Origin of the sequence: Pseudomonas sp. GD03862 (assembly GCF_029840855.1) — a bacterium.
Taxonomy (GTDB): Bacteria; Pseudomonadota; Gammaproteobacteria; order Pseudomonadales; family Pseudomonadaceae; genus Aquipseudomonas; species Aquipseudomonas alloputida.
Map to the genome: position 1 here is coordinate 13,246 of NZ_JAOCDI010000038.1, position 24,056 is coordinate 37,301.

The 24,056-nt window shown below is 61.1% G+C and carries 20 protein-coding genes and 6 tRNA genes; 3 read left to right on the forward strand and 23 right to left on the reverse strand.

Features of this window, described 5'->3' with window-relative positions; all coding sequences use genetic code 11:
- Positions 1–52: 52 nt before the first annotated feature.
- Positions 53–1,051 (reverse strand): diguanylate cyclase, encoded by a 999-nt coding sequence (locus tag N5D53_RS21185; protein WP_129932595.1) that lies wholly within the window; start codon positions 1,049–1,051, stop codon positions 53–55.
- 215 nt (positions 1,052–1,266) lie between these two features.
- Between N5D53_RS21185 and N5D53_RS21190 the strand changes: the two genes are divergently transcribed.
- Together N5D53_RS21190 and N5D53_RS21195 are read left to right on the forward strand one after the other, a co-directional pair.
- A complete protein-coding gene (locus tag N5D53_RS21190; RefSeq protein ID WP_104961037.1) occupies positions 1,267–1,794 on the forward strand; it encodes a hypothetical protein in 528 nt (175 codons plus the stop codon).
- A 312-nt stretch (positions 1,795–2,106) separates the two neighbouring features.
- Entirely contained in the window at positions 2,107–3,489 is a 1,383-nt protein-coding gene (locus N5D53_RS21195; protein ID WP_279840744.1) for an amino acid permease, read from the forward strand.
- Between the two features lie 82 nt (positions 3,490–3,571).
- Here N5D53_RS21195 and N5D53_RS21200 read toward each other — a convergent pair.
- A tRNA-Arg gene (locus N5D53_RS21200) sits at positions 3,572–3,648 on the reverse strand.
- A 111-nt stretch (positions 3,649–3,759) separates the two neighbouring features.
- Positions 3,760–4,353 carry a phosphonate metabolism protein/1,5-bisphosphokinase (PRPP-forming) PhnN gene (gene phnN, locus N5D53_RS21205; protein ID WP_064493120.1) on the reverse strand — a complete coding sequence of 198 codons (594 nt, stop codon included), beginning with the start codon at positions 4,351–4,353 and terminating at the stop codon, positions 3,760–3,762.
- 344 nt (positions 4,354–4,697) lie between these two features.
- On the opposite strand from phnN, the gene N5D53_RS21210 reads away from it, so the two are divergent.
- Positions 4,698–5,024 (forward strand): Arc family DNA-binding protein, encoded by a 327-nt coding sequence (locus tag N5D53_RS21210; protein WP_003254499.1) that lies wholly within the window; start codon positions 4,698–4,700, stop codon positions 5,022–5,024.
- A 108-nt stretch (positions 5,025–5,132) separates the two neighbouring features.
- Here N5D53_RS21210 and mgtE read toward each other — a convergent pair whose 3' ends face one another.
- The 20 genes from mgtE to N5D53_RS21310 all read right to left on the reverse strand — a co-directional run bounded on the left by mgtE (position 5,133) and on the right by N5D53_RS21310 (position 24,013).
- Entirely contained in the window at positions 5,133–6,575 is a 1,443-nt protein-coding gene (gene mgtE / locus N5D53_RS21215) for a magnesium transporter (protein ID WP_003254500.1), read from the reverse strand.
- Positions 6,576–6,970: 395 nt separating this feature from the next.
- Positions 6,971–7,047, reverse strand: a tRNA-Arg gene (locus N5D53_RS21220).
- Positions 7,048–7,119: 72 nt separating this feature from the next.
- Positions 7,120–7,196, reverse strand: a tRNA-Arg gene (locus tag N5D53_RS21225).
- A 73-nt stretch (positions 7,197–7,269) separates the two neighbouring features.
- Positions 7,270–7,346: transfer RNA gene (locus N5D53_RS21230), tRNA-Arg, on the reverse strand.
- Between the two features lie 71 nt (positions 7,347–7,417).
- Positions 7,418–7,494 (reverse strand) — tRNA-Arg (locus N5D53_RS21235).
- A 106-nt stretch (positions 7,495–7,600) separates the two neighbouring features.
- A tRNA-Ser gene (locus N5D53_RS21240) sits at positions 7,601–7,691 on the reverse strand.
- 72 nt (positions 7,692–7,763) lie between these two features.
- On the reverse strand, positions 7,764–7,952 hold the full coding sequence (gene csrA / locus N5D53_RS21245; protein WP_003254503.1) for a carbon storage regulator CsrA: 189 nt from the start codon (positions 7,950–7,952) through the stop codon (positions 7,764–7,766).
- Positions 7,953–8,119: 167 nt separating this feature from the next.
- Positions 8,120–9,355 carry an aspartate kinase gene (locus N5D53_RS21250; protein WP_003254504.1) on the reverse strand — a complete coding sequence of 412 codons (1,236 nt, stop codon included), beginning with the start codon at positions 9,353–9,355 and terminating at the stop codon, positions 8,120–8,122.
- Between the two features lie 102 nt (positions 9,356–9,457).
- Positions 9,458–12,082 (reverse strand): alanine--tRNA ligase, encoded by a 2,625-nt coding sequence (gene alaS, locus N5D53_RS21255; protein WP_064493121.1) that lies wholly within the window; start codon positions 12,080–12,082, stop codon positions 9,458–9,460.
- Positions 12,083–12,466: 384 nt separating this feature from the next.
- The gene (gene astE / locus N5D53_RS21260; RefSeq protein WP_010955173.1) at positions 12,467–13,474 is read right to left on the reverse strand and encodes a succinylglutamate desuccinylase; all 1,008 of its coding nucleotides are present in this window, start codon (positions 13,472–13,474) and stop codon (positions 12,467–12,469) included.
- 10 nt (positions 13,475–13,484) lie between these two features.
- Entirely contained in the window at positions 13,485–13,775 is a 291-nt protein-coding gene (locus N5D53_RS21265; protein WP_003254508.1) for a topoisomerase II, read from the reverse strand.
- Between the two features lie 14 nt (positions 13,776–13,789).
- Positions 13,790–15,139 (reverse strand): N-succinylarginine dihydrolase, encoded by a 1,350-nt coding sequence (gene astB, locus N5D53_RS21270; RefSeq protein ID WP_104886530.1) that lies wholly within the window; start codon positions 15,137–15,139, stop codon positions 13,790–13,792.
- A gap of 23 nt (positions 15,140–15,162) precedes the next feature.
- Positions 15,163–16,626 (reverse strand): succinylglutamate-semialdehyde dehydrogenase, encoded by a 1,464-nt coding sequence (gene astD, locus N5D53_RS21275; protein WP_020191888.1) that lies wholly within the window; start codon positions 16,624–16,626, stop codon positions 15,163–15,165.
- The gene (gene astA / locus N5D53_RS21280) at positions 16,627–17,655 is read right to left on the reverse strand and encodes an arginine N-succinyltransferase (protein ID WP_003254513.1); all 1,029 of its coding nucleotides are present in this window, start codon (positions 17,653–17,655) and stop codon (positions 16,627–16,629) included. It abuts the gene before it with no gap.
- A 78-nt stretch (positions 17,656–17,733) separates the two neighbouring features.
- A complete protein-coding gene (gene aruF / locus N5D53_RS21285; protein ID WP_064493123.1) occupies positions 17,734–18,753 on the reverse strand; it encodes an arginine/ornithine succinyltransferase subunit alpha in 1,020 nt (339 codons plus the stop codon).
- A gap of 147 nt (positions 18,754–18,900) precedes the next feature.
- Positions 18,901–20,121 (reverse strand): aspartate aminotransferase family protein, encoded by a 1,221-nt coding sequence (locus N5D53_RS21290; protein ID WP_064493124.1) that lies wholly within the window; start codon positions 20,119–20,121, stop codon positions 18,901–18,903.
- Between the two features lie 641 nt (positions 20,122–20,762).
- Entirely contained in the window at positions 20,763–21,743 is a 981-nt protein-coding gene (gene argR, locus N5D53_RS21295) for a transcriptional regulator ArgR (protein ID WP_004576734.1), read from the reverse strand.
- Between the two features lie 98 nt (positions 21,744–21,841).
- Positions 21,842–22,606 (reverse strand): arginine/ornithine transport ATP-binding protein AotP, encoded by a 765-nt coding sequence (gene aotP / locus N5D53_RS21300; RefSeq protein WP_014590100.1) that lies wholly within the window; start codon positions 22,604–22,606, stop codon positions 21,842–21,844.
- A 22-nt stretch (positions 22,607–22,628) separates the two neighbouring features.
- Positions 22,629–23,327, reverse strand: a complete 699-nt coding sequence (locus N5D53_RS21305) for an ABC transporter permease (protein WP_003254520.1) — start codon at positions 23,325–23,327, stop codon at positions 22,629–22,631.
- Complete coding sequence (locus tag N5D53_RS21310; RefSeq protein ID WP_003254523.1) at positions 23,324–24,013, reverse strand: ABC transporter permease; 690 nt, start codon at positions 24,011–24,013, stop codon at positions 23,324–23,326. Before N5D53_RS21310 ends, N5D53_RS21305 begins: the two co-directional genes overlap by 4 nt.
- Positions 24,014–24,056 lie beyond the last annotated feature (43 nt).

Genomic DNA, 24,056 nt, shown 5'->3' on the forward strand with positions numbered 1-24,056 from the left:
CCTCCAGAGAACCCTAAGCCTCCAGAGAACCGCACACTCTTTGAGGGGCTAGCTACTCGGCAATTGCGTTCTTGCCTGTCCCCTTGGCCCTGTAGAGCGCCTTGTCGGCACGCGCCAGCAGCGCGTGCTGGTCCTCCCCTTCCAGCCATTGCACCACGCCATAGCTCATGGTCAGCCGGCAATCACCCACCGGCTCCACCTGCTCCAGCACCTGACGCAAGCGCGCTGCCACATCCAGCGCCTCCCCCAGCGCGGTCTGCGGCAGCACGATGACGAACTCGTCGCCGCCCCAGCGCGCCAGCAGGTCCAGTTCGCGCAAGCAGGTGCGCAGGCTTTCGGCCACCCGGACCAGCGCCGCATCGCCACGGGCGTGACCGTAGCGGTCGTTGATCGGCTTGAAATCATCCATGTCCATGGCAATCAGCGACAACGGCTGGCGGAAGCGCTGGGCGCGCTGGCACTCCAGCTGCAACGCGCTCTCCAGCCGGTAACGGTTGGCGACACGGGTCAACGCATCGCGTTCGGCCAATTCACGGTTTTCGTCCAGTTGCCGCTGCAACTGCTGGTTCACCCAGGACAACTCACGAGTGCGTTCGGCCACCTGAAACTCCAGCGACTGGTTCTTCTGTTCCAGTTGAGACACCAAACGCTTGCCAGCGTCGATATTGCGGTGCGCACCCAGCATGCGCGCCACGGAACCGTCCTCGTTATGCGCGATGATGTAGCCGCTGTCTTCGATCCAGATGTAGCTGCCGTCCTGACAACGGCAACGGTATTCAATGCGGTAGCGCTCGTTGCGGTGATTGATATAGGCCTCGAAATGGGCCATTACCCGTGGGTAGTCTTCGGGATGGATCACGCTTTCCCAGGTAAATACCGAGTTGGCCATGGAGTGGCTGGCATAACCCAGCATGCTGTACCAGCCCGGGTTGCGATAGACGTAACCGGTATTGGCATTCCAGTCCCAGATGCCATCGCTGATCAAATCGAACAAGGTGTGCAACTGCTGTTCACTGAAGCCGGCAGGTACCGGCCTGGTGTCTTGACTCATGGACGCTCTCCCTGATGCCCAGCAACTGCGCTCCGATCAAGGGGCTGCCGACAGTGGTGTTGATTGCCGCGAGCGGCAAGATGATGCCTATCACGGGCAAGCATATGCCCACCCGCGTGCAACCGAAATAGCGCCAACGCCCTGATTTCGACCGGCACAGCGCTGGCATGGCTTTTGCGCTTGGTAGCTGCCAACGAGATTTCCAAGGAGGAAACATGATAATCGCCCCTAACGGCGTCAGCTGGCAGCCCACGCTCCACCAGCCTCGGTACACCAGCGATGAGCAGACAGTGGCCCAGATTGCACCGCTGCGCACGCCAATAACCACCGCCAACACGGCGAGCCAACAACAGAGCGGGGGCAGCACCGCTCAGCAAAACGCTGAGGATGCTCGTGCAGAAGCCTTTGCCAAATTCAAGGTGATGCTGCAAAACCTGGGTTCTGCGACCACCGAGCCGGTCATCGGAGAACCACTGCCGCCCAAGACTGCCCGACAGGAATTTCACGACTTCATGTCCAAGTCGCCCGGCGAGATGATCAAGGAAAAACTGCTGCGTGAAATAGGCCTGACCGAAGAAGAGTACGACGCCCTGCCGCCCGAAATGAAAGCAAAGGTCGACGAGTTGATCGCCCAGCGCATGAAAGATGACATCGAGCGCAAGATCGAGGAGAAAGCGCAAGAGCAGGTCGCCAAGGTGGACGGCGGTGTGGGTGAAGAGCAACAAGCGGCACGCCCGGTATGAGGGAGTGGCAGCGGCCGGTAAGGAGAGCGCCGCGGTTCGTCCAAGGCGAACCAGCCTGAACGGTTTGAAGGCGTCCGGTGGCGTCGATGTTCAGGTGGTGCATGGCTTCGCCAACTGCACCGCTACCGGCGCCATGACCGGTCTCAGGAAAAATCGGCAGGATGTTGTGCAGAGAATTCGTTTGAGGTCCTTGGCCTTATTGTCCAGGGTGGCAGGCTGGTAGCTATTTGCCACGCGTGGACGCAGGCGCATGACGATGCCTGCGTAGGGGAACGATGCCGGATCCCCCCTAAAATAAGAGAGGACAAGGAAATGCAATCACACGGTTTGAAGCAAAGCCTCAAGCAGCGGCATATCACCATGATCGCGCTGGGTGGGGTGATCGGTGCAGGGCTGTTCATGGGCTCGGGCTCACTGATCGCATCGGCAGGGCCCGCGGCCATACTGTCGTATTTCATTGGTGGCCTGGTGGTCACCCTGGTCATGTTCATGCTGGGCGAAATGGCCTGCCGCAACCCGGATGCAGGGTCGTTCCCGACCTACGCCAACACCTACCTCGGCGACTGGGCTGGGTTTGCGGTCGGCTGGCTGTACTGGTTCAAGTCGATGATGACCATCACCCTGGAAGCGGTACTGCTGGGCGCCATTCTGCATGACTTCCTGCCCTGGCTACCGATCTGGGCAGGCGCCTTCCTGATGCTGGTGACACTCATGGCCAGCAACGCCTACTCGGTGCGTTCGTTTGCCGAAGTAGAGTATTGGCTGGCTGCGATGAAGGTCGCCACCATCCTCATCTTCATGCTGCTGGGCGTCTCGATCCTGCTCGGCCTGCACAGTGAGATTCCCGCCCCCGGCCTGATCAACCTCACCGCCCATGACGGCTTCATGCCCAACGGCCTGTCACCGGTGATGGCCGGCGTTATCGTGGTCATTTTCTCCCTGGGCGGCAGCGAAATTGCCGCTGTGGCCGCGGGTGAGTCAGAGAACCCGCGACAAAACGTGATCCGCGCGATCAAGAGCGTGATACTGCGGGTGATGCTGTTCTACGTAGGTTCTGTGTCGATCCTGATCCTTTGCCTGCCCTGGACCGACAAGGCCAACCTGGCCTCGCCCTATGTTTCGCTGTTCAGCCTGGCCGGGTTCGGTGGTGCTGCAGTGGCCATGAAACTGGTGCTGTTCGTCTCGTTCATGTCGGTGATGAACTCGTTCATGTTCTCCAACTCACGCATGCTGTTCTCGCTGAGCCAGCGCGGTCACGCGCCCAAGCTGTTCTCACGCACCAGTGCCAAGGGCGTACCGATCAATGCACTGCTGCTGAGCCTGTCGATCTGCACGATGATCCTGACCGTGCACTTTATCAGTGGCGGCGACCTGTTCATGACCTTGGCCAAGAGTACCGGCAGCCTGGTCATGGTCGTATGGATCTTCATCATCATCGCCCACGTGGCCATGCGCGTGAAAACCCGCCACGAAGCGGTCGCCGCAAACGCCTTCCGTGCCTGGCTGTTCCCCTACACCAATATCATTGCGCTGTTCGCCTTGCTGGCAGTCATCGGCACCCAGGCGTTCGACCCGGCATCGCGTTTTCAGTTCTGGTTCACGGTGCTGACGGTATTGCTGGTGGTGGCGGGGTACTTCCTGATGCGCCAGCGGCTGGCGTCAAGCGCGGTGTTAGCCCACGAACGTGATGCATGACAGCGCTGGCCACGCGCAGGTGCTGTCAACAGCAGCACGGCGGCGACAAAGGCGACGGAGACAATAATGGGAATGACGAGAATGGCGTCCCAGGCAGGAATTGAACCTGCAACCTTCCCCTTAGGAGGGGGATGCTCTATCCAATTGAGCTACTGAGACGCTACGACCGGCAGCGAGCGCTGCACAGCGGGATGGCCAGCATGTTAACCAGCATGCTGGCGTTTGTCATGCCTGAACTGGGCTTTTTCGCGTAATCCTTTTCTGCGGCTGCTATCCCCGCGGTAGCACGCCCTGATCGCGAAGCAGCGAAACGAATGCGGCGACCGCCGCCTCCAGTGTGGAAGAATTATCCAGCACATGCACCGACGGGTCGGCTGCAGCTTGCAAGCGTGCGCTGCGCGCCAGGCGCTGCTCCACTTCTTCTGCGCTTTCCCGACCCCGGGCCAGCAAGCGCTGGCGCAGCACCTCAGGCTTGACCTCGACCAACACGGCCAACAAATCCGGATAGCGCTGACGGGCCTCTGGCAGATAAGCCCGCGAGCCATTCACCAGCACTGCCCTCCCCGCCGCCAACCACTGGTCCACCTGCCGGGGTATGCCATAGTCCAGGCCATTGGCCCGCCAGTGCATGGCAAACGCACCCTGCGCACGCAAGGTATCAAACTGCTCAGGCGTGACCCCTTGGGCAGCTTCGCCCTTGGCTTCGGCCGAACGGGTGATGACCCGGCGGGCAATTTCTACCCCGGCGGCGGCCAGTTGCTCACGCGACGCGTCGATCAGGGAATCTTTCCCGGAACCCGACGGCCCAACCAGAAATATCAACCGGCCCGTCCCTGATCGGCGGTCGCTTGCGTCATGTTGCATAGCCACTATGCTCTATGGAGGGAACCGGCGCATTCTAGGGCTTTTCTGGGCATTTTTCTGCGTTTTACCGATTGTTGACGGCAAAAGACTGACGGCCAGGCTAGCCAGAGCATGTAAAACTTTTCAAACCAGTGCTCATTTCTGATAATTGGTACTGGCATAAAGCCTTTATCCGGATCACTATTTGTCACATAATTGACGCCAAGCAAACGGCGACCATGAGGCAAGATGAGCATCCATTTTTCACTGGCGGTTGAACATTTTGTCGTCGCCACGGTCGTACTTCCATCCCGTGCGGCCAATTTGAGAACCGCTTCCCCTGAACCAAACTCTGGTCAATTTATATGCGCCCAATGAAACAGGCTATTTATTCGAGCCGCACTGCTGACAAGTTCGTCGTCCGCCTGCCTGACGGAATGCGTGAGCGCATTGCCGAGGTAGCACGCAACCACCACCGCAGCATGAACTCCGAGATCATTGCACGCCTGGAACAGAGCCTTATCCAGGAAGGTGCGCTGGGTGACGAACTGAGCATGCGCCTGGACAGCCCTGAACTGTCCCTGCATGAGCGCGAGTTGCTGCAGCGTTTCCGCCAACTGTCCCACCGCCAGCAGAACGCTCTGGTCGCCCTCATCGCTCACGATGTGGAAATGGCCGCAGACGCCTCCTGAGGGGCTGCAGCGAACACGAAAAAGCCAGCGTAAGCTGGCTTTTTTGTGGGCGTCTTACTGGCAGCAAGGCCATTTCCCTGCGGGATTGTTCCCACAGGGAGGACTGGCTTACAACAGGAACAGCGTGGCCAGCCCAAGGAAGATGAAGAAACCACCGCTGTCGGTCACCGCAGTGATCATCACACTCGCCCCCATCGCAGGGTCGCGCCCCAAGCGGGCCAAGGTCATCGGGATCAGCACGCCCATCAGCGCCGCCAATAACAAGTTCAAGGTCATCGCCGCGGTCATCACCACCCCCAGCGACCAGCTGCCATACAGCCAGAAAGCCACCGCACCAATCACGCCGCCCCAAACCAGGCCGTTGATCAGCGACACCGCCAACTCCTTGCGCATCAAGCGGCTGGTATTGCCTGGCGACACTTGGTCCAGGGCCATGGCGCGGACGATCATGGTGATGGTCTGGTTACCAGAGTTACCACCAATACCCGCAACGATCGGCATCAACGCAGCCAACGCCACCAGCTTTTCAATCGAACCTTCGAACAACCCGATCACTCGCGAAGCAACGAACGCGGTAATGAGGTTGATTGCCAGCCACGCCCAACGGTTGCGGAACGAACGCCAGACCGAGGCGAAAATATCTTCCTCTTCACGCAGACCCGCCATGTTGAGGACTTCGCTCTCGCTTTCCTCACGGATCAGGTCAACCATTTCGTCGATGGTCAGACGGCCGATCAGGCGTTCGCTCTTGTCCACCACCGGGGCGGATACCAGGTCATAACGCTCGAAAGCCTGCGCTGCATCGTAGGCATCTTCCTCGGGCTGGAAGGAGACAGGGTCGGTCGCCATGACCTCCGCCACCTTCTTCTCCGGGTCGTTGACCAGCAGGCGCTTGATCGGCAATACCCCCTTGAGGATGCCGTCGTAATCGACCACGAACAATTTGTCGGTGTGGTTCGGCAGTTCTTTCAGGCGGCGCAGGTAGCGCAGCACCACTTCCAGGCTGACGTCTTCGCGGATGGTGACCATCTCGAAGTCCATCAGCGCACCAACCTGCTCCTCGTCGTAGCTCAGCGCCGAACGCACCCGCTCGCGTTGCTGGGCATCGAGGGTTTCCATCAGCTCGTGAACAACGTCACGCGGCAGCTCTGGGGCGAGGTCGGCCAGTTCGTCGGCGTCCATCTCCTTGGCGGCAGCCAGCAGCTCGTGATCGTCCATGTCGGCGATCAGCGATTGGCGAACCGAATCGGAAACTTCCAGCAGGATGTCGCCATCGCGCTCCGAGCGCACCAGCTGCCAGACCGTCAGGCGATCTTCCAGGGGCAAGGCTTCGAGGATGTAGGCGATGTCGGCGGGGTGCAGGTCATCGAGCTTGCGCTGCAGCTCGACGAGGTTCTGGCGGTGGACCAGGTTTTCCACCAGGTCGTTGTGCGCGCCTTCCTGGCGATGGGTCAGGTCTTCGACCATGCGCTGGCGCTGCAGCAGTTCGACCACCTGGGCCAGGCGATCCTGCAGGCTTTCTTGCGCTTTTTTAACTTCTACTTCGGTCATAGGCGAACTCCACTCCCAGCAGCGGAGCACGCCGAGGGAATCAATCGGTCAGATCTTTCTGTATGAATCGTGTTAGCGAGTAACTACTGGGTAAGTCCATGGTGGTTTTCCACAAGCCCCGGCGGGGCTGACGGGCGCAATCATACACTGCTAAAGCTGTTAGATCGCTTAAATTTTTGGCCAGAACAATCGTTTGCGTGATAAAGCTGGGACAACGCTCGAAGCTATCAGTGCGACGGTTGTTGTGGATGGGAAAGCACATTTGATTTTGAGGCCGCTCAGCGGCTCCAAACTACACCGCAATCATTACAGAAGAGCGTAGATCGGCAGACTCAAGAATTCATTGGCGCACAAACAAAAAGCCCGCTCAATCGAGCGGGCTTCTTGATGGGGTATGGCGGACTCAGCAGGATTCGAACCTGCGACCGCTCGGTTCGTAGCCGAGTACTCTATCCAGCTGAGCTATGAGTCCGTGGTGGTAGTTTTAGACCAGATTACCACTGGTTGACTGAAATGGCTTTGCAAGCAGAACCACTTCAAAAAGTGGCGGACTCAGCAGGATTCGAACCTGCGACCGCTCGGTTCGTAGCCGAGTACTCTATCCAGCTGAGCTATGAGTCCGCGATTGGCAGTTTTAAACCAGATTACCGCTGGTTGACTGAAATGGCTTTGCAAGCAGAACCACTTCAAAAAGTGGCGGACTCAGCAGGATTCGAACCTGCGACCGCTCGGTTCGTAGCCGAGTACTCTATCCAGCTGAGCTATGAGTCCGCGATTGGCAGTTTTAGACCAGATACCGCTGGTTGATTGAAGCAGCCTTGCAAACAAAGCCACTTCAAAAGTGGCGGACTCAGCAGGATTCGAACCTGCGACCGCTCGGTTCGTAGCCGAGTACTCTATCCAGCTGAGCTATGAGTCCGTGTCTTGCCGCGCATTATAGGTCGCTGAAACATTATTGCAAGAAGCTTTTCATTATAAAACAACTACTTAGCGTTCCTACCGTTTACAGCGCCCTACGCAAATAATGGCGGTGAAGGGGGGATTCGAACCCCCGATACCCTTATGAGGTATACTCCCTTAGCAGGGGAGCGCCTTCGGCCACTCGGCCACCTCACCGCAACACGAGGCGAATATTAAAGAACCTCTTTCACCTTTGCAACCCTTTTTTTGAAAAAAACTTCAAAAAAATTAAAGGCTTGGCTCTTCATCCTTCTCCTTCTTGATCCGCAGGTAGATTTCCTCGCGGTGAACTGCCACTTCTTTCGGGGCGCTCACGCCAATACGCACCTGGTTGCCTTTGACGCCAAGCACCGTCACGGTGATCTCGCCGTCTCCAATGATCAGGCTCTCGGCGCACCGACGAGTCAGAATCAACATAGCTTTCTCCTTACGCAAAACATTCAGGGGTAACAGTCTTGGATATCGGGCCCGGGTCGCGGACGACGACCATGGCCCCGGTTACTCGCCGCACAAGGCAGGACAGGACCTGCGCGGCGAGCAGAAACGCGAAGGGCGCGGCAAGCCGCGCCCTTCCAGGCAGCGCCTTACTCGCCCTGTCGGGCAGGAGCATCCAGATCGAACGCGGTATGCAGCGCGCGTACGGCCAGCTCCAGGTACTTCTCTTCGAGCACCACCGAAACCTTGATCTCGGAAGTGGAGATCATCTGGATGTTGATGCTCTCCTTGGCCAGGGCTTCGAACATGCAGCTGGCAACACCGGCGTGCGAACGCATGCCGACGCCAACGATCGAGACCTTGGCGATCTTGGTGTCGCCGATCACTTCACGGGCGCCGATTTCGCGCGCAGTGTTTTCCAGCACGCTCTGCGCCTTCTCGTACTCGTTGCGGTGCACGGTGAAGGTGAAGTCGGTGGTGTTATCGTGAGCAACGTTCTGCACGATCATGTCGACTTCGATGTTCGAAGCGCTGATCGGGCCGAGGATCTTGAAGGCCACGCCCGGGGTATCCGGCACGCCGCGAATGGTCAGCTTTGCTTCATCACGGTTGAAGGCGATACCGGAAATGATCGGCTGTTCCATGGATTCCTCTTCATCAATGGTAATGAGGGTACCCGGACCCTCCTTGAAGCTGTGCAGCACGCGCAGCGGAACGTTGTACTTGCCGGCGAACTCCACCGAACGGATCTGCAGCACCTTGGAACCAAGGCTGGCCATTTCCAGCATCTCTTCGAAGGTGATCTTCTCCAGGCGACGAGCCTGTGGCACGACGCGCGGGTCGGTGGTGTAGACGCCATCAACATCAGTGTAGATCTGGCACTCATCAGCCTTCAGCGCCGCCGCCAGGGCCACGCCGGTGGTATCAGAGCCACCACGACCCAGGGTAGTGATGCTGCCGTGCTCGTCGACGCCCTGGAAGCCTGCAACCACGACCACGCGGCCTTCCTTGAGGTCGGCACGAATCTTCTGGTCGTCGATTTGCAGAATGCGCGCCTTGTTGTGCGAGCTGTCGGTGAGAATACGCACCTGGTTGCCGGTGTAGGACACCGCTGGCACACCACGCTTGATCAAGGCCATGGTCAGCAGGGCAATGGTGACCTGCTCACCCGTCGACACGATCACGTCCAGTTCACGAGGAACCGGCTGATCGGTGATCTGCTTGGCCAGGTCGATCAGGCGATTGGTTTCACCGCTCATGGCCGACAGCACAACCACCAGGTCGTCGCCCGCTTCACGGTGTTTCTTGACCTTTTCGGCTACCTGCTCGATCCGCTCGATGGAACCGACAGAGGTGCCGCCAAATTTCTGTACGATCAACGCCATTTCAATGGTGCCTCAGCCCATACAGGGCCCCAAAAAACAATCCAACATGAAGGGGTGGACGGGAGTGGCCTGCGTGACCACTGGACCATCCACCCCTTCATCTCAAAGTCCCTGCTCTGCAAATGGCACGGCCAGCGCCAGGGCCTGGTCCAGCGCAGCGACGTCGACGCCACCACCCTGGGCCATGTCCGGACGGCCGCCGCCCTTGCCACCCACCGCCGCAGCGGCTTGTTTCATCAGATCGCCAGCCTTGAGTTGGCTGGAGAGGTCCTTGGTCACGCCGGCCACCAGCACAACCTTGCCCTCATGCTCGCTGCCCAGCAGGATCACTGCGTGGCCGAGCTTGTTCTTCAGCTGATCGACCAGGGCCAGCAGGGCCTTGCCATCCTGCCCATCCAGGCGGGCGGCGAGGACCTTGGCACCCTTGACCTCAACAGCCGCGTTGGAGAGATCGTCCCCGGCGGCGCTGGCGGCCTTGGCCTGCAGCTGTTCCAGCTGCTTCTCCAGCTGGCGGTTGCGCTCAAGCACAGCCGACAGCTTGTCGATCAGGTTGTCGCGGTTACCCTTGACCAGTTGCGCGGCTTCCTTGACCTGCTCTTCGGCAGCGTTCAGGTAGGCCAGCGCAGCGGCACCGGTTACGGCTTCGATACGGCGCACGCCAGAGGCTACGCCGCCTTCGCTGATGATCTTGAACAGGCTGATGTCACCGGTGCGCTTGGCGTGGATACCGCCGCACAACTCCACCGAAAAATCACCGCCCATGCTCAGCACACGCACGGTGTCGCCGTATTTCTCGCCGAACAGCGCCATTGCGCCTTTGGCCTTGGCAGTTTCGATGTCGGTCAGTTCGGTTTCAACCGGGGTGTTCTTGCGAATCTCGCGGTTGACGATGTCTTCCAGCTGCTTGATCTGCTCCGGCTTCACCGCTTCGAAGTGGCTGAAGTCGAAACGCAGGCGCTGGCTGTCGACCAGCGAGCCCTTCTGCTGTACATGCTCGCCCAGTACCTGGCGCAATGCTTCGTGCAGCAGGTGGGTGGCGGAGTGATTCAACGAGGTGGCGTGCTGTACGTCGGCATCGACCTTGGCCTCGACTGGCGAACCGATCACCAGCGCACCGCTGGCCACCACGCCGTGGTGCAGGAAGGCGCCGCCGGTCTTGGTGGTATCACGCACGTCGAAGCGTGCAGCACCCGCCTGCAGGAAGCCGCTGTCACCGACCTGACCACCGGACTCGGCGTAGAACGGCGTGCGGTCGAGCACCACAACGCCCTGCTCGCCTTCACCCAGCTGGTCAACGGATTGGCCGTCCTTGTACAGGGCGATGATCTTGCCCTGGCCCTCGGTGGCGTCGTAACCGAGGAACTCGGTGGCGCTGTCGACCTTGACCACGCTGTTGTAATCCATGCCGAACGCGCTGGCAGAACGGGCGCGCTCACGCTGTGCGTCCATTTCACGCTCGAAGCCGGCTTCGTCGATGGTCAGCTCACGCTCACGAGCGATGTCGGCAGTCAGGTCCATCGGGAAGCCATAGGTGTCGTACAGCTTGAACACCACGTCGCCCGGTACCACGTCGCCTTTCAGCTGGGCCAGGTCTTGCTCGAGGATGCGCAGGCCCTGCTCCAGGGTCTTGGCGAACTGCTCTTCCTCGGCCTTGAGCACGCGCTCGATGTGCGCTTGCTGGCTCTTCAGCTCCGGGAAGGCTTCGCCCATTTCAGCGGCCAGTGCGGCAACGATCTGGTAGAAGAAGCTGCCCTTGGCGCCCAGCTTGTTGCCGTGACGGCAAGCGCGGCGAATGATGCGGCGCAGCACGTAGCCACGGCCCTCGTTGGACGGCAGCACGCCGTCGGCAATCAGGAAGCCGCACGAACGGATGTGGTCGGCGACCACTTTCAGCGAAGCCTGGCCGTCATTGCTGCAACCGATGGCCTTGGCTGCGGCAGCCAGCAGGTTCTGGAACAGGTCGATCTCGTAGTTCGAATGCACGTGCTGCAGCACGGCGCTGACACGCTCCAGGCCCATGCCGGTGTCCACCGACGGCGCTGGCAGCGGGTGCAACACACCGTCGGCAGTGCGGTTGAACTGCATGAAGACGTTGTTCCAGATCTCGATGTAGCGGTCACCGTCTTCTTCTGGCGAGCCGGGTGGACCACCCCAGATATCCGGGCCGTGATCGTAGAAAATCTCGGTGCACGGGCCGCACGGGCCGGTATCGCCCATGGTCCAGAAGTTGTCGGAGGCGTACGGGGCGCCCTTGTTATCGCCGATGCGCACCATGCGCTCGGCCGGCACGCCGACTTCCTTGGTCCAGATGTCGTAGGCTTCGTCGTCGGTGGCGTAGACGGTGACCCAGAGCTTTTCCTTGGGCAGGTTCAGCCACTGCTCAGACGTCAGGAAGGTCCAGGCAAAGGTAATGGCGTCGCGCTTGAAATAGTCGCCGAAGCTGAAGTTGCCCAGCATTTCGAAGAAGGTGTGGTGACGCGCGGTGTAACCGACGTTTTCCAGGTCGTTGTGCTTGCCACCGGCACGCACGCACTTCTGGCTGCTGACAGCACGCGTGTAGGCGCGCTTCTCCGCACCGAGGAAGCAGTCCTTGAACTGGTTCATGCCTGCGTTGGTGAACAGCAGGGTCGGGTCGTTGTTCGGGATCAGCGAACTGGAGGCGACTCGGGTATGTCCCTGCTCTTCGAAGAAGCGAAGGAAGGCTTCACGGATTTCTGCGCTTTTCATAGGTTCTTCCACGGAAACGGCGGCCCTGTTGGGCAAACGCGTCGACGAAACGACGGCAAAGGGCCGCATTATATCGGTCCTGCAGTCTCGATGCAGTGTGTTTATACGATAGAAGCCATCGTTTGGACGGTTTTTCGGGCTATGCAAACGAAAACGACATGACCGGATGCTAAATCCTGTGTTTCGCCACTGGCAAGCCAATTACCGCTCAAGGGAGGGGAAAATGGAACAGGCGGTGAATTAAAGGGTTTTCATCAAGGATAGGATCCGAAACTGTGTCGCCTGTTTCGCGGGTAAACCCGCTCCTACGGGCACGGCGCCACATTCAGACCTTGCACATATCTCGTAGGAGCGGGTTCACCCGCGAAACAGGCGACACCGCTCTCACCCCAGGCGCTGCCCCGAATCCGGCACGATCAGAATGCCGGCGCGCAAGCCGTTCTTGACCTTGGGGTTGGGGAAGATGATGCGCGCACCCTCCTCCTCGACCACCCAGCGCATCTCGGCCAGGTCTTCAGCCAGCAGGTAACCCTTGCTCAGCTCGGAGAAGTTTTCGATGTCCGCCGGCAGGTGCAGGTGGAAGCTGTCGCTGTGCTTGATGATTTCGCGGGAAACACTGAACAGCTGCAGGCCATCCAGCGAACTTTCGTCCTCTGGCTCGGTAGCCTCGATGATGCGGATCAGCCGCTCTTCGAGCTTGTCGAGGTTCACCTGCTCGTTCTGGCCGAACGGACGGGCCTTGCCCAACTCCAGGGTGAAAGCTTCAGCCTCAAGTTGCTCGTAGGTGAAAGCGCTGAAGGTGATGGACGACTTGCTTTGCAGCAACACCGCCTCCATACCTGCCGCCGCCAGGCGCGCCAGTTCGCGACGGGAGTGCTTGCGTCCCTCTTTATAAGGGTACAAGGCGAATTGCTCGATCTTCGAACCGCGGATGGCAGTATGCAGGTCGTAATGCAGGCGGTTGCGCCCTGGCTTGCTGAAGAACACCCGGGCGAACTGTTCCAGCTCGGCAGCACGCAATGCTTCGAAACCGCTGGACAGCTCATGGCGGCCATTGAACAAGCGGTTGATGTCCTGTTCGATAAAGCGCTCGCCCTTGCGGATCGCCGCCGGGTTGCCGAACAGGAACAGCACCCGTGCCCTGGGCCTGATCTTGCCGTTGGCCACGCCGTGCAGCAGCCGCTCGAGCAATTCGATCGGCGCTGTTTCATTGCCATGAATGCCGGCGGACAACAGCAAGTCCAGCCCGCAATCGTCGCTTTCGGCCGGGCGCACTTCGAGCGCGCCCTCCCCCAGCCATCGCAAACGCGCGCCCTTGGGTGTCACTTGGGTCTTCTCGGCCGGTTCGTGATCGGTGAGGGTCAGCTCAAGCAATTTGCCAAGGGCGAGCATAGGTGCTTCCTTAGTGGTGGTGACCGCAGTCAGGGCCATGAACGTGATCGTCGTCTTCGCCAAGTTCTGCCGGTTCCATTTCCAGCTGCAGGCTGACCAGATTGGTGGCCATCGGGCGCAGCAGCAAGTTGGCATACTCGGTGTCGTCTTCCTCGACATCCACGCCGATCAGCAACTGGCCACGGCCATCCTGCTGAATCCACACTTCCTTGCCTTGCCAGACCACAGCAAAGCGGGTGCAGGATGTTTCCAGCTGGGTGCCGTCTTCATCTTCGAGGATCAGGCGCAAGGCGTCGGTCATTACAGAGTCTCTCTTCAAGGTTGGCGTTGGAACGGATACACCGAGCCCAACTTCAGGATCTGGGTCAATTCGTCCAGTGCCGTACGGCATTCCACCAGCAGTTGCGGGTCAGCCAGGTCTGCTTCGCCAAGGCGATCGCGGTAGTGCCTGTCGACCCACTGCAGCAGCGTGTCATACAGCGTGGCCGTCATGATAACGCCTTGGTTGACCGCCGCCAGCTCCGCTTCCTTCAAAGCCACGCGCAAACGCAGGCAGGCCGGGCCGCCGCCGTTCTGCATGCTTTGCTTGAGGTCGAACACCTTGACCTCCTTCACCGGGCCTCCCTGGCTGGTCAGCTGGCCCAGATAGGCCCAGACCCGCTCGTTGTTGCGGCACTCTTCCGGCACGACCAACAGCATCGAACCATCGTCGCGGCTGAGCAGCTGGCTGTTGAACAGGTAGGAACGCACCGCGTCCTCCACCGCCACCGCTGCCCTGGGCACGCAGATGGCCTGGAAGTTGCCACTCTTGCTGGCCAGTTTAGCTCGCAGCTGCCCAAGTACCGCGTCGGTCTCGAGAAACGCGTCCTCGTGGTAGAACAGCACCTCGCCGTTACCCACCGAAATCACATCATTGTGGAACACACCCTGGTCGATCACCGCCGGGTTCTGTTGAGCGTAGACCACACCGTCATCGCTCAGGCCGTGCAGCCGGGCCACAGCTTGCGAAGCCTCCAGGGTTTGTCGGGCCGGGTACTTCTGTGGCGCCGGGTAACGGCTGTCGAAGGCACTGCGGCCGTAGACAAAGAACTCCACGCCAGCCTCGCCATAGGCGCGGCAGAAGCGCGTGTGGTTGGCCGCGCCCTCGTCACCGAACTGTGCCACGGCAGGCAGCGCGGCGTGGTGGGCAAAGTATTTCTCGTCGTTGAACATGGCGCCCAGCACGCGGCTGGTGGTCGGGTGCTCGATGCTGCGGTGATATTTGCAGTTGAGGTTGGCGGCGGTGAAGTGCACGCGACCGTCAGCAGTGTCGGCACTCGGGCTGACTGTTGCGGCGTTGGCCACCCACATGCTCGAGGCCGAGCAACTGGCCACCAGCAACGGCATGGCCTCGCGGGCGGCGCGCTGGATAACTTCGGCATCGCTGCCACTGAACCCCAGGCGGCGCAGCGCCGCCACGTCCGGGCGCTCTTGTGGCGCCAGAACACCCTGCTTGAAGCCCATGTCGGCCAGCGCTTTCATCTTCGCCAGGCCCTGGCGCGCTGCCTCACGCGGGTTGGACGCCTGCTGGCTATTGCTCTGCGAAGCCACGTTACCGTAAGACAGGCCGCCATAGTTGTGGGTAGGCCCCACCAGGCCATCAAAATTCACTTCATAGGATTTCATCGGCTAGGCTCCGTGACCTGTTGTTATAGGGTGACGCCCGGCGTCAGGGTCGCCGGCAAGGCAAGGCTGGCGGTCTCCAGCGAAGCCACGGGGTAAGCGCAGTAGTCGGCTGCGTAATAGGCACTGGCGCGATGGTTGCCACTGGCTCCCACTCCACCGAACGGCGCGCTGCTGGCAGCCCCCGTCAGCTGTTTGTTCCAGTTGACGATGCCCGCGCGACTGCGCAGCCAGAAGTACTGGTAGCGGGCTCGCGAATCAGACAATAAGCCAGCGGCCAGGCCATACTGGGTGTTGTTGGCTTCATCGATGGCAGCATCGAAGTCGGCGTAGCGGATCACCTGCAACAGCGGGCCGAAAAACTCTTCGTCCGGGCGGTCAGCCACGGCGGTGACATCGACAATGCCCGGAGTCAGCAGTGCAGCATCGGCCTGTGGCTGAGTCATTTCCAGCAGTTTCACGCCACCTTTGGCAGCCAGTTCGGCCTGGGCGGCAAGCAGCGCCCGAGCCGCCTGCAGCGAAATCACCGAGCCCATGAAAGGCGCCGGCTGTTCATCGAACGCCCCCACCGTGATGGTTTTGCACACCTCGACCAGGCGCGCGATCAGTGCATCGCCCCAGGCGCCTTGCGGTACCAGCAGGCGCCGCGCGCAAGTGCAGCGTTGGCCGGCGGAAATGAACGCCGACTGGATAATGGTATACACCGCCGCGTCGAGGTCCTTGACCTCGTCCACCACGAGCGGGTTGTTACCCCCCATTTCCAGGGCCAGAATCTTGTCTGGGCGGCCTGCGAACTGTTGATGCAACAGGTTGCCGGTGCGGCTGGAGCCGGTGAAGAACAGGCCATCGATACCTGGGTTGGCGGCCAGCGCCACACCGGTTTCGCGTGCGCCCTGCACCAGGTTCAGCACACCCGCCGGCAGGCCGGCAGCAATCCAGCAGTTGACGGTAAGCTCAGCGACCTTGGGGGTCAGCTCGCTGGGTTTGAACACCACGCAGTTGCCTGCCAGCAGCGCCGGCACGATATGGCCATTGGGCAGGTGCCCGGGGAAATTGTACGGGCCGAACACCGCCACGACGCCGTGAGGCTTGTGCCGCAGAACAGCCGTGGCATCGGCCAGAGGCCCACTCTTTTCGCCGGTGCGCTCGCGGTAGCTCTGTACCGAAATCGCCACCTTGTTGATCATGCTGGTGACTTCAGTCGCAGATTCCCACAGCGGCTTCCCGGTTTCCTCGCCAATGCACTGGGCCATGGCCTCGGCATGCACTTTCAGCTGCGCGGCAAACTTCTCCAGCACATCGATACGTGCCTCCAGGCTCAATTGCGCCCAGGCCGGAAAGGCCTGCCGCGCGGCCTGCACGGCGGCGTCGACCTGGCTGGCGTCAGCGCCCTGCCCTTGCCAGATCACGGCCTGGGTCACCGGGTTGAGCGACTGCAGGGTTTCGCCCTGGCCGGCCTGCCAATTGCCTGCGATGTAATGCGTGGTCATTTACTGGGCCTCCCGGCTGGCCGACAGCGGCACCGCGCGGACATTGTCGCCAACGCCCATGCGCAGGCGTTTGGCGGTCAACGGGTCGACCACCAGGGTGCCGGCGGCCAACCGTGCAGGTGCAGCAGTGATGCGACAGTCGTCGCGCTTGCGGTTGTGGATGATGAAAGGGGTCGCGTCATCGCCTGGCGTACCTACCGCCAGCACCAGGGTCTGGCTCTCGCGCACGGCGCGGATCTTGGCAGTGTCACACTCGATGGCCGGGCCGGCATCGAAGATGTCGACGTAGCCCTGGTAGTTGAAGCCTTCCTGCTTGAGCATGGCCAGCGCCGGCTCGGTGTCTTTGTGCACACGGCCGATCACACTGCGCGCCGCTTCGGACAGGAAGCAGGTGTACAGCGGGAACTTGGGCATCAGCTCGGCGATGAACGACTTGTTGCCCACGCCGGTGAGGTAGTCGGCCTGGCTGAACTCCATCTTGAAGAAATGCCGACCCAGGCTTTCCCAGAACGGCGAACGGCCCTGCTCGTCAGACATGCCGCGCATTTCGGCAATGATCTTCTTGCCGAACAGCTCGGGGAACTCGGCAATGAACAGCATGCGCGCGCGCGACAGCAGCCGGCCATTGAGGCCCGAGCGGTAGTCGCTGCGCAGGAACAGCGAGCACAGCTCGGAGTTGCCGGTCAGGTCGTTGGCCAGGAACAGCGTCGGGATTTCGCGATAGATCTTCAGCTCCTGCGAGGCGCTGACAGTCAGGCCGACCCGGTAGTTGTACCAGGGCTCACGCAGGCCGACGGCGCCGGCGATGGCACTGATGCCCACCACCAGACCTTCGTCGTTTTCCAGCACGAACAGGTAATCGGTGTCGCCACGCTCGGCTTCGCCACGAAAGCTTTTTTCCGCCCAACCAACGCGATGCCCCAGGCGCTCTTCGTTGGCCGGCAGCGTGGTCAGCCCGGTGGTGCCGGTGCTGCGTGCCAATTCGATCAACGCAGGCAAATCGCTGCTGCGTACAGGACGAACGATCATGCTATCTCCTTGTGCGGCGGCATCGGCCGGCGCGAAACTCTGCTAACGCATCAAGCCCGAAACGTCTGTTGCCAGACCTCAAACCGCGACCAGGCGCACGCTGGCGCCCTCACCCACGCCCAGCGCGTCGGCTGCCGCCACGCTCAGGCTGACCGGCTTGCCAGGCACCCAGTCCAGGTCCAGCAACACCGCGCGGTAGTCCTGCAACAGGCCGTTGCACACCAGGTACGGGCGCCCGCCTTTGACCGGGGTCTCTTCGATCTTCACCGGTACAACCCGGCTCTGGGCGATCGAGCGGATGCCAGAGGTGCGCGCATGCAGGGTCGGGCCACCGTCGAAGATGTCGATGTAGTGCTCGGTCTCGAAGCCTTCGCGCATGAGTATGTCGAAGGTGATCTGTGCCCGCGGATGTACCTGGCCCATGGCTTCCTGCGCCAGGTCTGGCAACAACGGCACGTAGATCGGGTAATGCGGCATCAGCTCGGCGAGAAAGGTACGGCTCTTCAGGCCGCACAGGCGCTCGGCGTCGGCATAGTTGAGGTCGAAGAAGTTGCGGCCGATGGCATCCCAGAACGGCGATTCACCCTGCTCGTCGCTGAAGCCGACGATCTCGGTGACCACCGAATCGGCAAAGCGCTCCGGGTGCGCGGCCATGAACAGCAGCCGGCCGCGCGAGTTGAGCTCGGCCCAGCCACTGTTCACCAGCTCCGGCGCCACATAGAAGCTGGTCAGCAGGCTGTTGCCGGTCAGATCGTGACACAGCGACAGCACATGGATCTTGTTGTGTATCTTCAGCTCGCGTGAGGCGTGCACGAATGTTTCGTTACGAAAACTGTAGAACGGCTCGGAGTACCCAGCCGAAGCGACGATGGCCGAGCAGCCGGCCAGCTTGCCCGTTTCGCTGTCTTCGAGCACGAAAAAGTAACTCTCTTCACCGTTGAAGCTGACCTCGGCGGCGAAGGATGTCTCAGAGGCGGCAATCTTGTCGCCCAGACGAGCAGTGTCGTCCGGCAGCGAGGTGACACCAATGGGGCTGTCTGCAGCCATGCGCTGCACGTCGTTCAGATCAGCCATTTGCGCGGGGCGCATCACCAGCATGGTGTCACTCCTTTGGAATACGGGCCATTCACGTCGGCACGGAAAAACGGCAGGCACCCAGGCACCTGCACTGGAATCGGGTATCGCCGACCCGGATCAGCCTCGGGCTGAGGCTGCGCCAGGGCCGGCGAAAGGACCGCTGGCGGATCAGCCTTTGGTCAGTGTGGCCACAGCGCGTTCGAAGCGGTCCAGGCCTTCGTCGATGTCGGCGTCTTCAACTACCAGGCTTGGCGCGAAGCGGACCACGTCCGGGCCGGCCTGCAGCACCATCACGCCTTCTTTCTCGGCAGCATTGAGCACGTCCTTGGCCTTGCCTTTCCAGGCCTCGGTCAGGACACAGCCCAGCAGCAAGCCGACACCACGCACCTGGCTGAACAGGTTGTACTGCTGGCCGATCTGTTCCAGGCGGGTTTTGAAGCGCTCGTGCTTAGCCTTGATACCGGCCAGGGTTTCCGGGGTGTTGACCACGTCCAGCACCGCGCAGGCAACGGCGCAGCCCAGCGGGTTGCCGCCATAGGTGGTGCCGTGGGTGCCAACGGCCAGGTGCTTGGCCAGCTCGGTGGTGGTCAGCATGGCGCCAATCGGGAAACCGCCGCCCAGGCTCTTGGCACTGGTCAGAATGTCCGGTGTCACGCCGTAGTGCTGGTAGGCATACAGCGAGCCGGTACGGCCCACGCCCGTCTGCACTTCGTCGAAGATCAGCAGAGCGTTGTGCTCGTCACACAGCTTGCGCGCGCCTTCCAGGTAGGCCTTGTCGGCCGGCACCACGCCACTCTCGCCCTGGATCGGCTCGATCACCACGGCGCAGGTCTTGTCGGAAATCTGTGCCTTCAACGCTTCCAGGTCGTTGTACGGCACATGGCTGATACCGGTGATTTTCGGGCCAAAGCCATCGGAGTACTTCGGCTGGCCACCCACGCTGACGGTAAACAGGGTGCGACCGTGGAAGCTGTTCACGGTGGCGATGATTTCGTGCTTTTGCGGACCGAAGCGGTCATGCGCCACACGACGGGCCAGCTTGAAAGCGGCCTCGTTGGACTCGGCGCCGGAGTTGCAGAAGAACGCGCGGTCGGCAAAGGTGGCGTCCACCAGCTTGTGGGCCAGGCGCAGGGCCGGCTCGTTGGTGAACACGTTGGAGACGTGCCAGAGGGTGTTGGCCTGTTCAGTCAGGGCCTTGACCAGTGCCGGGTGGCAGTGGCCCAGGGCATTGACCGCGATGCCGCCTGCAAAGTCGATCAGCTCGCGGCCCGACTGGTCCCAGACACGGGAACCCTCGCCTCGCACAGGAATGAAGGCCGCCGGAGAATAGTTGGGGACCATCACCTGGTCGAAATCGGCACGTTGCACCGGGGCTTGCTCAACGGACATCTGAGTCTCCTGAAGAGGAACGCTGGCCTGGAAGTGGCGAGCGATGGGGGGATTGTAAGGACTGATCCGCGCCTGTCCTTGCGGCCAAGCGACAACTTGTTACAGCGCAAAACCCAGTTTTGACAAGGCTTTCGGCAATGCGACAAACACTGTCGCAATCGCGCAGTGTACGGGAGAGAGGGAGCTGGGTGAACGGGTGTTCACATAGGTTTGTGAGGGGGCGGGGTGTACGGGTGTTCACACAGGATTGTGGGAGGGACAGGATGTACGGGGGTTCACATAGGATTGTGGGGGGGGGCAGGATGTACGGGTGTTCACATAGGATTGTGAGAGGGCAGGATGTACGGCGATGTTGATGTGTTGACGGGGAGATCGAGCGCCGCCCGCGCGGCGCTTCGCGGGTAAACCCGCTCCTACGTTTGTTTCGGGCCAGTCCCTCCTGTGCCTGGCGCGCGCGACCGCCTTGTTTGTTCGACGGGATATCGAGGTGTGCGCCAAGGCGTTCGCGCGCAAATGCCACAGGCATAACTGGCCCGAAACAAACGTAGGAGCGGGTTTACCCGCGAAGCGCCGCGTGGGCGGCGCTCGATTTGCGCTCCAACACCAACCCCAAGGCATACACCCCGAACCCACCCGAAATCTCAGCCCTTTTCAGCCGGCGCCGAGCTCAATTCAAACGGGCTGCTGCTGCGACGCTGGTTCCGGTCTTCCCGCGGCGTTGCACCAAAGAAATTACGGTAGGCACTGGAAAAATGCGGCCCCGACGAGAAACCACAAGACAGCCCGATCTGGATGATCGACTTGCTGGTCTGCATCAGCATCTGCCGTGCCTTGTTCAACCGCAACTCCAGGTAGTACTGGCTGGGCACGCGGTTCAGGTACTGCTTGAAGATACGCTCCAACTGCCGACGCGACACACACACATGCTGGGCAATCTCGTCGGTGGTCAGCGGCTCTTCGATGTTGGCTTCCATCAGCAACACGGCCTGAGTCAGCTTGGGGTGACTCGAGCCCAGGCGGTTCTGCAGCGGAATACGCTGGCGCTCGCCACCCTCGCGGATGCGCTCTACCACCAGCTCTTCCGACACCGCCCCGGCCAACTCCGCCCCGTGATCCCGCGCCAGCACCGCCAGCAGCAGGTCGGTCACCGCCATACCGCCGCAGGCGGTCAGTCGGTCGCGATCCCAGTCGAACAGGTGGCTGGTGGCAATCACCTTGGGGAAGCGTTCGGCAAAGTCATCCTGCCAGCGCCAGTGCACGGCTGCCCGGTACCCATCGAGCAGGCCCAGCATTGCCAGCGGATACACCCCGGCCGACAGGCCACCGATCAGGCAACCACTGCGCGCCAGTTGCTTGAGCGCCGCTGAAAAGGCAGCCCCCATCGCCGCAGGCGGCTCGTCGGCCAGCAGAAAGAGCTTGTGGCAGCCCTCCAGGCGGCCGGTCCACGGCTCGCCCGGCAGCCGCCAGGCGCCTTCCTGCGCAGGCTCGGCCTGCAGGAAGACCAACTCGTAGACCACATCCGGATGCACACGCTGCGCCACCAGCAACACTTCCTCGGCCAACGCCAGGGTCAAAGGCCTGGTGCTGGGCCAGATGAGAAAACCGATTCGCTGGGTGGTCATAGGGTGCGGTCCGAAACCTGAGGTCGTTCGAGTCTGTGCGCCGGGTCAGGCTGCGCTCGCCGCGCAGCATGCCCTATTCTGGTGCAAAAATGCAGCTTTTACTTCAGGCTGCCGGAGAGGAACTGCTTCAAGCGCTCCGACTGCGGGTTGGCCAGCACTTCACGCGGGCAGCCGGTTTCTTCCACCAGGCCTTTGTGCAGGAACACCAACTGGTTGGACACCTCGCGGGCAAAGCCCATTTCGTGGGTCACCACCACCATGGTCCGACCTTCCTGGGCCAGCGCCTGCATCACCTTCAGCACATCACCCACCAGCTCAGGGTCAAGCGCCGAGGTCGGCTCGTCGAACAGCATGACCTCCGGCTCCATGGCCAGCGCCCGGGCAATTGCCACACGCTGTTGCTCACCCCCCGACATATGCCCGGGGAAGGCATCCTTGCGATGGGCAACACCCACCTTGGCCAGGTAGTGCTCGGCCTTTTCCAGGGCTTCCTTCTTGTTCACGCCCAGCACGTGCACGGGCGCTTCGATGATGTTCTCAAGCGCAGTCATGTGCGACCACAGGTTGAAGTGCTGGAACACCATCGACAGGCGCGAGCGCATGCGTTGCAATTGACGCGGGTCGGCGGCCTTCAACGCACCATCCTTGCCGGGGACCAGCTTCAGCTCTTCGTTGTTGAGCAGGATCTTGCCGGCGTGCGGCTGCTCCAGCAGGTTGATGCAGCGCAGGAAGGTCGACTTGCCCGAACCGCTGGAGCCGATGATGCTGATGACGTCGCCGGCCTTGGCCGCCAGCGACACGCCCTTGAGCACTTCGTGGCTGCCGTAGCGCTTGTGCAGGTCTTGGACTTCGAGTTTGTACATGCTGTCGATTCTCACAAAGCGGTCAGTGCTTGCGCGGCGCCAGGTAGCCGAGCCAGCGGCGTTCGGCCATCTTGAACAGGCGCACCAGGATGAAGGTCAGGCACAGGTAGAACACGCCCGCCGTGATATAGGCCTCGAAAGGCAGGTAGTACTGGGCATTGACCGTGCGCGCAGCACCGGTGATGTCGATCAGGGTGACGATCGACGCCAGGCTGGTGGTCTGCAGCATCATGATCACTTCATTGCTGTACTGCGGCAGTGCCCGACGCAGTGCCGAAGGCAGCAGGATGCGGCGGTACATTTTCATGCGCGACATCCCCATGGCCTTGGCAGCCTCGATCTCGCCATGCGGCGTCGCCTTGAGGCTGCCGGCAATGATTTCGGCGGTGTAGGCACTGGTATTGATGCCGAACGCCAGGCAGGCGCAGAAGGTGGCGCTGGACAGCAGCGGCCAGAAGATACTCTCGCGCACCGCCTCGAACTGGGCCAGGCCGTAGTAGATCAGGAACAGCTGCACCAGCATCGGCGTGCCACGGATGACGTAGGTGTACAGCCATGCAGCAAGGTTGACCACCGGCTGCCTGGATACCCGCATCAGGCCCAGCGGAATGGCTGCCAACAGGCCGAAGAAAAGCGAGATCGCCAGCAGTTTCAGGGTGGTCAGCAGGCCGCCGAAGTACATCGGCAGCGCTTCCCAGACGACGTTGTAGTCGAAGATCATAGTTCAGCCACCTTGACGCCAACCGAGTAGCGGCGCTCCAGATACTTCAGGGCCAGCAGCGAAACACTAGTCAGCACCAGGTACAGCGCCGCCACTGCCAGGAAGAAGGTGAAGGGTTCGCGGGTGGCGTCAGCCGCCTGCTTGGCCTTGAACATCATGTCCTGCAGACCGACGACCGAAATCAGCGCAGTAGCCTTGGTCAGCACCAGCCAGTTGTTGGTGAAGCCCGGAATGGCCAGGCGAATCATTTGCGGCACCTGGATGCGGAAGAACACTTGGCGAGGGCTCATGCCATACGCCACGCCCGCCTCGGCCTGGCCCTTGGGAATGCCCAGGAAGGCCCCGCGGAAGGTTTCCGAGAGGTAGGCGCCAAAGATGAAGCCCAGGGTACCGATACCCGCAATCAGCGGATTCAGATCGATATAGTCTTCATAGCCGAGCAGCGGCGCCACCCGGTTGATGATGTCTTGCCCGCCGTAGAAGATCAGCAGGATCAGGACCAGGTCCGGAATACCACGGATCACCGTGGAATACAGATCGCCCAGCCAGGCCAACCAGCGCACTGGCGACAAACGCAGCGCCACACCGATCAGGCCGAGCACGATGGCCAGGGCCATCGACGACAGGGCGAGCTGTAGCGTCAGCCACGCCCCGTCGAGGATGACTGCCCCGTAGCCTTTCAACATGATGAGGTCCTCGACCTAGAGAATGAAAAATGGTGCAAACCTC